This window comes from Streptomyces sp. NPDC029956 (assembly GCF_055574655.1).
Map to the genome: position 1 here is coordinate 1 of NZ_JBVHZJ010000108.1, position 8810 is coordinate 8810.

General features: G+C 72.7%; 11 protein-coding genes. 6 read left to right on the forward strand and 5 right to left on the reverse strand.

Features of this window, described 5'->3' with window-relative positions:
• Both ACZ4XX_RS39835 and ACZ4XX_RS39840 read right to left on the reverse strand, forming a co-directional pair.
• Window positions 1-656: ROK family protein (locus ACZ4XX_RS39835; RefSeq protein ID WP_468512706.1), on the reverse strand; the 656-nt coding region annotated here is incomplete at its 3' end.
• 128 nt (window positions 657-784) lie between these two features.
• Window positions 785-1390 (reverse strand): TetR/AcrR family transcriptional regulator, encoded by a 606-nt coding sequence (locus ACZ4XX_RS39840; RefSeq protein ID WP_079041962.1) that lies wholly within the window; start codon window positions 1388-1390, stop codon window positions 785-787.
• A 116-nt stretch (window positions 1391-1506) separates the two neighbouring features.
• Here ACZ4XX_RS39840 and ACZ4XX_RS39845 point away from each other — a divergent pair, with 116 nt between their 5' ends.
• Window positions 1507-2652: an acyl-CoA dehydrogenase family protein gene (locus ACZ4XX_RS39845; protein WP_468512707.1), complete on the forward strand. Its 1146-nt coding sequence runs from the start codon at window positions 1507-1509 to the stop codon at window positions 2650-2652.
• On the opposite strand, the gene ACZ4XX_RS39850 is transcribed toward ACZ4XX_RS39845, so the two are convergent.
• From ACZ4XX_RS39850 to cynR, 3 genes are all read right to left on the reverse strand, one after another.
• Window positions 2627-3340, reverse strand: a complete 714-nt coding sequence (locus ACZ4XX_RS39850; protein WP_468512708.1) for an ankyrin repeat domain-containing protein — start codon at window positions 3338-3340, stop codon at window positions 2627-2629. The two genes, ACZ4XX_RS39845 and ACZ4XX_RS39850, sit on opposite strands and share 26 nt — an antisense overlap.
• Before the next feature lie 102 nt (window positions 3341-3442).
• Window positions 3443-4006 carry a GlcG/HbpS family heme-binding protein gene (locus ACZ4XX_RS39855; protein ID WP_468512715.1) on the reverse strand — a complete coding sequence of 188 codons (564 nt, stop codon included), beginning with the start codon at window positions 4004-4006 and terminating at the stop codon, window positions 3443-3445.
• 151 nt (window positions 4007-4157) lie between these two features.
• On the reverse strand, window positions 4158-5063 hold the full coding sequence (gene cynR, locus ACZ4XX_RS39860) for a transcriptional regulator CynR (protein WP_468512709.1): 906 nt from the start codon (window positions 5061-5063) through the stop codon (window positions 4158-4160).
• A gap of 95 nt (window positions 5064-5158) precedes the next feature.
• Here cynR and ACZ4XX_RS39865 point away from each other — a divergent pair, with 95 nt between their 5' ends.
• From ACZ4XX_RS39865 to ACZ4XX_RS39885, 5 genes are all read left to right on the forward strand, one after another.
• Window positions 5159-5752 carry a carbonic anhydrase gene (locus ACZ4XX_RS39865; RefSeq protein ID WP_468512710.1) on the forward strand — a complete coding sequence of 198 codons (594 nt, stop codon included), beginning with the start codon at window positions 5159-5161 and terminating at the stop codon, window positions 5750-5752.
• A gap of 164 nt (window positions 5753-5916) precedes the next feature.
• Window positions 5917-6384, forward strand: a complete 468-nt coding sequence (cynS, locus tag ACZ4XX_RS39870) for a cyanase (RefSeq protein WP_383593243.1) — start codon at window positions 5917-5919, stop codon at window positions 6382-6384.
• A 182-nt stretch (window positions 6385-6566) separates the two neighbouring features.
• Window positions 6567-7328, forward strand: coding sequence for an SDR family NAD(P)-dependent oxidoreductase (locus ACZ4XX_RS39875; protein ID WP_468512711.1), 762 nt, complete (start codon window positions 6567-6569; stop codon window positions 7326-7328).
• 110 nt (window positions 7329-7438) lie between these two features.
• Entirely contained in the window at window positions 7439-8155 is a 717-nt protein-coding gene (locus ACZ4XX_RS39880) for a TetR family transcriptional regulator (protein ID WP_030327028.1), read from the forward strand.
• A 122-nt stretch (window positions 8156-8277) separates the two neighbouring features.
• Window positions 8278-8667: a zinc ribbon domain-containing protein gene (locus ACZ4XX_RS39885; protein ID WP_468512712.1), complete on the forward strand. Its 390-nt coding sequence runs from the start codon at window positions 8278-8280 to the stop codon at window positions 8665-8667.
• The last annotated feature ends 143 nt before the right edge of the window (window positions 8668-8810 follow it).

The following is an 8810-nucleotide window of genomic DNA, read 5'->3' on the forward strand; positions in this document are numbered from 1 at the left end:
GCGCCGAACCACATCTCGGCCTGGCCGAGGGTCTTGGCGCCGTTGTCGATCCAGTACGGGACGGACTCGGGCAGGTCGACGGCGGCGCGGAGGAGTCGCTCCAGGGGGACCGCGTCCCAGCCGATGGTCTGGCCGTGCACGACCGCGCCGTCCTCGGCGGTGCGGGCGACGATGCCGGGCACGCCGACGCCGACGCCGAGGAGCCGGTCCGCGGGCACGTCCGCGAGGCGCAGCACCTCGGCGATGCCCTCCCGGACGTGTCCGACGACGACCCCGACCTCGTACCGGTCGTGGGGGTTCGGGCTGTCGAAGGCCAACGGGCGTTCGGTGCGCGCGAGTTCGGTGAGGGTGAGGTCGAAGAGCTCGATCCTGACCCGGGTCTCGCCGACGTCGACGCCGATCATGAAGCCGCTGCCGGGGGAGATCCGGAGCAGCGTACGGGGGCGTCCGCCGGCCGAGTCGACGCTGCCCGCCTCCTCGACGAGGCCCTCCGCGACGAGCTCCGCGACGACGTTGCTGACGGAGCCCGAGCTGAGGCCGGTCGCCGGGCCGAGCGAGAAGCGGCTCAGCGGTCCGTCGAAGTAGAGGCGCTGGAGGACGGCGGTGCGGTTCTCGCGTCGTAGGTCTCGCACGGTGCGGCCGTTCCGCGTGGTCACTGGGGCCCCCAGGTGAAGTAGTCCTGAGCGCAACATACCGCCGTGGGGCCCTTGGGCGCCCTCTTCTCTTGAGGTTTAACTCATATCCTGAATTAAGCCTCTGAGGCCTTCAGGAACTGAACGCGGCCTCAGGTCCTGCGGAGGCCGCTCAGGAGCAGCTCGGCCAGCTGCTCGTAGGCCTCCGCGTCGGCGAGGCCGGTCGCCGCGGCGACCTGGCGGCGCTGGATGCGGACCATCACCGAGGAGATGACGTCGGCCGCGAAGGTCACGTGGACCTCGCGGAAGACACCGGCCCGGACGCCCTCCTCGATGAGCTGCTGGACCCGGCCGGCCGCCGCGCGCGTGTTGCGCTCGTACACCTCCGCCGCCGGTTCGAAGGCCGCCACGTCGTCGAAGAACTGCGGCGAGACCGGCGCCAGCTCGGCCGAGACAGCCCTCAGATAGGCGGCCAGCCGCTCGGCGGGGTCGGTCGCGGCGGCCAGGACCGCCTCGACCCGGGCCGTGGCGCGCCGGAAGAAGTGCACGACCGCCGCCCGGACCAGCTGCTCCTTGCTGCCGGCCAGGCCGTACAGGGTCCGCTTGGAGCAGCGGAGGCGGGCGGCGAGATCGTCGAGCGTCAGCCGGGCGAATCCCTCGCCGACGAGGAGGGCGACGAGCTCCTCGAAGAGGGCGGAGCGGCGGGCCGCGCCGCGGCCCGTCAGCTTCGGGGCGTCGGCGGCTGAGGTCTCGATCACCCGGACAGTATTCCAGGCCGGCGTTCCGGGAGGGTTACGACGTCCCCCACCTGCGCTACTCTAAGCGGTACTGCAGTACCTTCCCCAGTACCACTTTGCGCGCCGCTGGAGTCGCCATGGATGTCGACCGCCTGCTTCCCACCCCCGAGGCAGCGGACCTCATCGCCCTCACCCGGGAGATCGCCGACAAGGAGCTCTCTCCGCGGGTGGACGAGTACGAGGCCGCCGAGAAATACCCCGAAGGACTGTTCGCCACCCTCGGCGAGGCAGGACTGCTCGGTCTGCCGTACCCGGAGGAGTACGGCGGCGGAGGCCAGCCGTACGAGGTCTACCTGCAGGTTCTCGAGGAGCTCGCCGCTCGCTGGGCGGCCGTCGCCGTCGCCACCAGCGTCCACACCCTCGCCTGCCACCCGCTCCACACCTTCGGCACCACCGAGCAGAAGGAGCGGTGGCTGCCCGAGATACTGGAGGGCCGCGCCATCGGCGGCTACAGCCTCTCCGAGCCGCAGGCCGGCTCCGACGCGGCCGCCCTCGCCTGCAAGGCCGAGCGACAGGACGGCGGCGGGTACCGGATCACCGGGACCAAGGCATGGATCACCCACGGCGGCAGGGCCGACTTCTACGCGCTCTTCGCCAGGACGGCCCCCGGGAGCCACGGCATCTCCTGCTTCCTCGCCCCCGGCACCACCGAAGGTCTGAGCTTCGGCGCCCCCGAGCGCAAGATGGGCCTCCAGGCCGTCCCCACCACCTCCGCGTACTGGGACGGCGCGCTCCTCGACGCCGACCGGCTCGTCGGGGACGAGGGCCAGGGTCTCCAGATCGCCTTCAGCGCCCTCGACAGCGGCCGCCTCGGCATCGCCGCCTGCGCCACGGGCCTCGCCCAGGCCGCCCTCGACGCAGCCGTGGGGTACGCCAACGAGCGCACGACCTTCGGCCGCCGGATCATCGACCACCAGGGCCTCGGCTTCCTCCTCGCCGACATGGCCGCAGCCGTCGACGCGGCCCGCGCCACCTACCTGGACGCGGCCCGCCGCCGCGACCTCGGCCGCCCCTTCAGCCGTCAGGCCAGCGCGGCCAAGCTCATCGCCACCGACACGGCCATGAAGGTCACCACGGACGCGGTCCAGGTCCTCGGCGGCTACGGCTACACGCGGGACTTCCCGGTCGAGCGCTACATGCGCGAAGCCAAGATCACCCAGATCTTCGAGGGCACCAACCAGATCCAGCGCCTCGTGATCAGCCGGGGGCTCGTCCAGCCGTGACGGTGCTCCGCCGGACCGCTCCGGCGGAGCTTCCGGCGGCGTTTCCGGAGCGGCTCCCGGAGCGGCTCCCGGTCGTGTTGCCGGTTGCGCTCCCGGTCGCCCTTCCGAGGAGGCCGGCGATCTCCGTGAGGCCGTGCCGGTCGGCGTGGTGGAGGGCCGTGTCGCCGTGCGGGTCCGGGAGTTCGGGGTCGGCGCCCGCCGCCAGGAGGAGGGCGACGACGTCCTGGTGCGCGCGGCCGCCCGTACCGAGGATCACGGCCTCCAGGAGTGCCGTCCAGCCCAGCCGGTTGACGTGGTCGACGTCGATGGCCGTCTCCGCGAGGACGGCCCGCACGTAGGCCACGTGGCCCCGTTCGGCCGCCGGGATCAGGGCCGTACCGCCGTAACGGTCGGTGAGCCCGAGGTCCGGTCCCGCGGCGAGCAGGGTCCGCATCATCGTCACGCCGCCCGTGACGCCGGTGACCAGCCAGGGGGTGTCGCACCGGTCGTCCTGCGCGTTCGGGTCCGCGCCCGCCGCGAGGAGGATCCGGGCGGCTTCGACGTGGTCGTGCCGGGCCGCGTGCAGCAGCGGGGTGCGGCGGCGCCGGTCCCGGGCCCCGACCCGGGCGCCCGCGGCGAGGGCCGCGCGCACGGCGGCGGTGTCGCCGTGCGCGGCGGCCGCCAGGAGGGTGTCGTCGAGCGCGTTCATGGTGGCCTCCTCGTGCGGGTGCGGGTGCGGGCGGTTCTGGCTCCCGGTCATCGTGACCGCCGCCGGCCTCCTCGTGCGGGTGCCGGCGCCGGGCTGCTGCGACTACTTGCCGAGGGCGGCGACGCCGGCCTGGGCGAACTTCTCGTCGAGGTCGCCCGAGGGGGCGCCCGCGACACCGATGCCCGCGATCGGCGCGCCCTTGGCGGTCACCGGCGCGCCGCCGGCGAGGAAGAGGGTGCCGGGGATGTCCTTCAGGTTCGGGGCCTGGGCGAGGCGGCCGGCGAGGACGGAGGTCGGGGCGTTCCAGGAGACGGCGGTGTACGCCTTCTTCTCGGCCGACTCGTAGGACTGCGGGCCCGCACCGTCGCCGCGGAGGGTGACGATGGTGTTGCCGTTTCGGTCGACGACGGCGACGGAGACGCGCTGGTTCTCCTTCTCGGCGGCGTCCAGCGTCGCCTGCGCGGCCTTGGTGGCGGCCTCGATCGTCAGGTGCGTGGTCTGCGTGGTGTTCTTGTTCCTGGCGTCCGCCTTGGCGACCGCGGCGGCGGGGGCGGCCGCCGCGTTCTCGCCGGTCGCGCTGGCCGAGTAGGCACCGAAGCCACCGAGGGCGAGCGCGGCGACGATCGCACCACCGGTCACGACACGGGTGCGCGAGGTCTTCTTCACGTGCTTCATGGGGTCTGCTCCAGTGAACTCGGTGGTCTGCGGGGGCCGTCGGTGCTCCGTGGCCCGCTTCCCTTCCATCCTGGGTCCGTCCCCCCAGGTGGACGGTCACCGTCCCGGCTGCCTCCGGCGCCCGCAACGGTGGACCCCTGGGTCATCCGATCGGTTGACCCCCCTCGGCCCCGTCCCACTCCGTCGCCAGTGCGGTGAACGCGCGCGTGGCCGCACTCCGGTAGCCCGCCGCCCGGCGGAGGAGGGTGACGCTCCGGGTCGGCAGGGCGGGGGAGAGCGGGACGGTGGTCAGACGCGGATGGTCCCGGGTGACGGCGTCCGGCAGGACGGTGGCGAGCGCGGTCCGCCGGACGATCTCGGTCAGCGCGCTGACGGCGTTGGCCTCCACCGCGATCCGTGGGCGGAGGCCGTGCGCGGAGACGTACGCGTCGACGTGCCGTCGGGTGGCGAAGTCCTCGCTGAGCAGGGCGAGGTGATGACGGTTCAGCTCCTCTGCCGGTACGGGCTCGGTACGGCCGGCGAAGGGGTGGCCGGGGCCGACGACGAGCCCCAGGGTCTCGTCGAACAGCGCGGTGTCCTCGATGCCCGGCAGATGGTCGCCCCGGAAGGCGATGCCGAGGTCGAGGCGGTCGGCGAGGAGCTCGGCCTCGATGCGGTCCTGGGGCAACTCCCGCACCTCCACGGCGATCGCGGGATGCCTGGTGTGGAAGCCGGCGACCAGCGGGCCCGTGAGATACGTGAAGGTGGGGGTCGCGGCGAGCCGGAGCCGGCCCCGCGAGAGATCGTGCACGTCGAGCACGGCCCGCTCGCCCGCCGCCAGGTCCTGGAGCGCGCGCCGCGCGTAGCCCGCGTAGGCCTCCCCGGCGTCCGTGAGGCGCACCGTGCGGCCACTGCGGTCGAGGAGCAGCACCCCGAGGGCCTTCTCCAGCTGCTTGATCTGCTGGGAGAGCGTGGGCTGGGCGATCCGGAGCTCCTCTGCGGCCCGGGTGAAGTTGGCGTGCTCGGCGACGGCGAGCAGGTAGCGGAGATGGCGGAGTTCCGGCTGCATGCCATCGACTCTAGCGACAGCCATAGATGTCAGCTATAGCAGAGATCGACAAGGGGTCTTGGACGCTATAGGTGCTGGTCGTGCAGGGTGAGGACATGCCTCATCTCGCCGAGGGAATCTCCCGCTTCCAGCGGGAGGTCTTCCCCGCCAAGGCAGGGCTCTTCGCCCGCCTGGCCACCGTCCACCGCCCCGGCACGCTGTTCATCGGCTGCTCCGACGCCCGCGTCGTCCCCGAACTCATCACCCAGACCGACCCCGGCGAACTCTTCGTCGTCCGCACCGCCGGAAACCTCGTCCCCGCCCACACACCGGGCACCGACGGCGTCGCCGCGGGCGTCGAGTACGCCGTCACCGTCCTCGGCGTGCGGGACGTCATCGTCTGCGGGCACTCCGCCTGCGGCGCCATGACCGCGCTCGCCGAGGGCCGCGACCTGAGCGGCGCGCCCGCCGTCGCCGCCTGGCTGCGGCACGCCGACGCCTCCCTGGCCCGCACCGCGGCCGCCGGACGAGAGGGGGACGTGACCGCCCTCGTACGGGAGAACGTCGCCGCGCAGCTGGCGAACCTCGCCACCCACCCCTCGGTGGCCCGCGCCCTGGCGCAGGGGGACGTACGGCTCCACGGCTGGGTCTTCGACATCGCCGACGGCACCGTCGAAGAGCTACCCGAGGCCCTCGCCCACGCCGCCTGAACCGACCGCCCCCGCTCGTCCGTCGCCTCCGCCACCGCGGCGTGAGCCGACCGCTTCCCGTACGCCTCCGCCAGGGCCCCCGGAACGGACTCCTTCCCGTACACCTCCGCCCCCGGAACCGACCTCTTCCAGCCGTACACCCCCACCGAAAGGACGTACCTCTCATGGTGCACGCCCAGTTCGACCCCACCGCCCGTCACGAGCTCGCCGTCGCCGCCGTCGACGCCAAGACCGTCAAGGACCTGAGCTGGCAGCAGATCGCCGACGCCGCCGGTCTCTCCGTCGCCTTCACCACCGCCGCCGTCCTCGGCCAGCACGCCCTGCCCGAGGCCTCCGCGCGGGCCGTCGCCGAGCTCCTCGGCCTCGACGAGGACGCGGTGCGGCTGCTGCGGACGATCCCCACCCGGGGCTCCCTCGACGGCATCCCGACCGACCCGACCATCTACCGCTTCTACGAGATGCTCCAGGTCTACGGAACCACCCTGAAGGCCCTCGTCCACGAGGAGTTCGGCGACGGCATCATCTCCGCGATCAACTTCAGGCTGGACGTGAAGAAGGTCGCCGACCCCGAGGGCGGGGAGCGTGCGGTCATCACGCTCGACGGCAAGTACCTGCCGACCAAGCCCTTCTGACCCGGGCGCGCCGACGCGCCCCCGGACGGGCCCTCCCGGTTCCGCTTCCGGGGGTGCGGCCTGCGGTTCTATGGTGGGCGGCGCAGATCGCGCGGACCGCGCGGTCCTCCGCGGGCACGCGCCCGATCCGGCGGCCAACCCGGCGGCAGGGTCGCACCCGCACGACACGAACGAGGAGTTCCATGGACATCGCCGGCTCCGCCGCTCTCGTCACCGGTGCCGCTTCCGGTCTCGGCGCCGCCACCGCCGCGGCGCTCGCCGCCCGGGGCGCCACGGTCTACGGACTCGACCTGGACAAGGCCGTGGCCGCCGCAGGGGAGCTGCCCGAGGGCGTCCGGCTGCTCGCCGCGGACGTCACCGACGAGCAGCAGGTCCGCGAGGCCCTCGCCGCGATCGACGCCGACGGCGCGGAGCTGCGGCTCGCCGTGAACTGCGCCGGCATCGCGCCCTCGGCCCGCATCCTGGGCCGCAAGGGACCGCACGACCTCGACCTGTTCCGGGCCGTGGTCGGCGTCAACCTGATCGGTACGTTCAACGTGATGCGGCTCGCCGCCGAGGCCATCGCCCGGCACGAGCCCGACGAGCACGGTCAGCGCGGTCTCGTCGTGAACACCGCCTCGATCGCCGCCTTCGAGGGCCAGGTCGGCCAGATCGCCTACGCCGCCTCCAAGGCGGGCGTCGCCGGCATGACGGTCACCGCCGCCCGCGACCTGGCGCAGTTCGGCATCCGGGTCGTCACCGTCGCCCCCGGCATCGTCGACACCCCGATGATGGCCGGGTTCGGGGAGGACGTCAGGGCCGGTCTCGCCGCGAGCGTCACCTTCCCGCAGCGCCTCGCGCGCCCGGAGGAGTACGCCCGGCTGGTGACGATGATCGTCGAGCACGACTACCTCAACGGCGAGACGATCCGGATGGACGGCGCGCTCCGGATGACCGCCCGCTGAGCCCTGACGCAGCCGTCTCAGGGCCTCCGTACCCTCGTGACAGCACTGGGTGCCGGATTCGTCCGGCACCTAGTGCCGCATCGAGGGGATTCGGGTGTTAGGTTCGGGCCATGGGAACAGCCGGATCAGCGTCGACGAACTCCACGAAGCCCGCGATGCGGGACTCCCTCATCGCCGCGGCCTTCCAGCTCTTTCTCGAGCGGGGCTACGAGCAGACCACGGTCGACGACATCGTCACCCTCGCCGGCGTCGGCCGGCGGTCCTTCTTCCGGTACTTCCCGTCGAAGGAGGACGTGGTCTTCCCCGATCACGAGCAGTGTCTCGCCGACATGACCCGTTTCCTCGCGGCGAGCGCCGACTCCGACGACCCCATGGTCCGGGTCTGCGGCGCCGCCCGGCTCGTCATGCGGATGTACGCCGAGAACCCGACCTTCTCCGTGCAGCGCTACCGGCTCACCCGCGAGGTGACCGGGCTGCGCACGTACGAACTGTCGGTGGTCTGGCGGTACGAGAAGACCCTCGGCGACTATCTGCGCACCCGCTGGGCCGACCGCAGGGACGGCACCCTGCGCGCCAACGTGGCAGCGGCGGCCGTGGTCGCCGCCCACAACCACGCCCTGCGGCACTGGCTGCGCTCGGGCGGCGAGGGCGACCCGCTGGCGGAGGTGGACAGCGCCCTGGAGTTCGTCCGCGGCACCTGGAGCCCCGACGCGGTCGTGGCCGCGCCGGCCGAGGAGGCCGAGGACGTCGTCGTGGTGATCACCAAGCGGTCCACCCCCATGTGGCGTGTGGTGCGCGAGGTGGAATCGAGCCTCGGCGAGAGCTGAGAGCCGACCCGGGGGTTCGCGGTATCTCTAATTGAGGGAACTCAGGTCTTTATTTGATGGCACTCAGTGCCATATCTTTGCTCCATGCACGGTCGAGCCGCCGAGTGCGAGGAGAAGGCATCGTGTTCCACACGGGACTGAGGAGCGGGACAGCCGTCCAGGCCGCCGAGGAGGCGGGCCCCGACGCCGAGCTCTACTTCCAGCGCTGCCGCTGGTGCCACACCACGACGTTCCAGCGACTGCTCTGTCCGACCTGCGGGTCGACCGATCTCAACCCCGAACTCAGCGAGGGCGAGGGCGTGATCTCCGTACGGCGCGGGGTCGCGGCTGCCGACGCCGACCTCTGGCCGGTGTACATGTCGGAAGGCTTCACCGTCCGCTGCCGGGTCGACGGGCCGCTGCACGCGGTGCGCCCCGGCGTCCGGGTCAGGGTCTCCTCGGGGGTCGGCGTGACCGGTCGCAGGCCGGTCGTCCGGCTCTGCGAGGAGGTCCCCCTCGACGGGTGGATCTGACCCGCCGACTCCGGTTCGGGAGACACGCGGAAGGGGGGGGGGGGGGGGGGGGGGGGGGGGGGGCAAGACGCGCCCCACCAAGCCCCCGGCCCGACACGCGCGCAAGACACCATCCCCTCCTCCCACCGTTCCACTCCACCAAT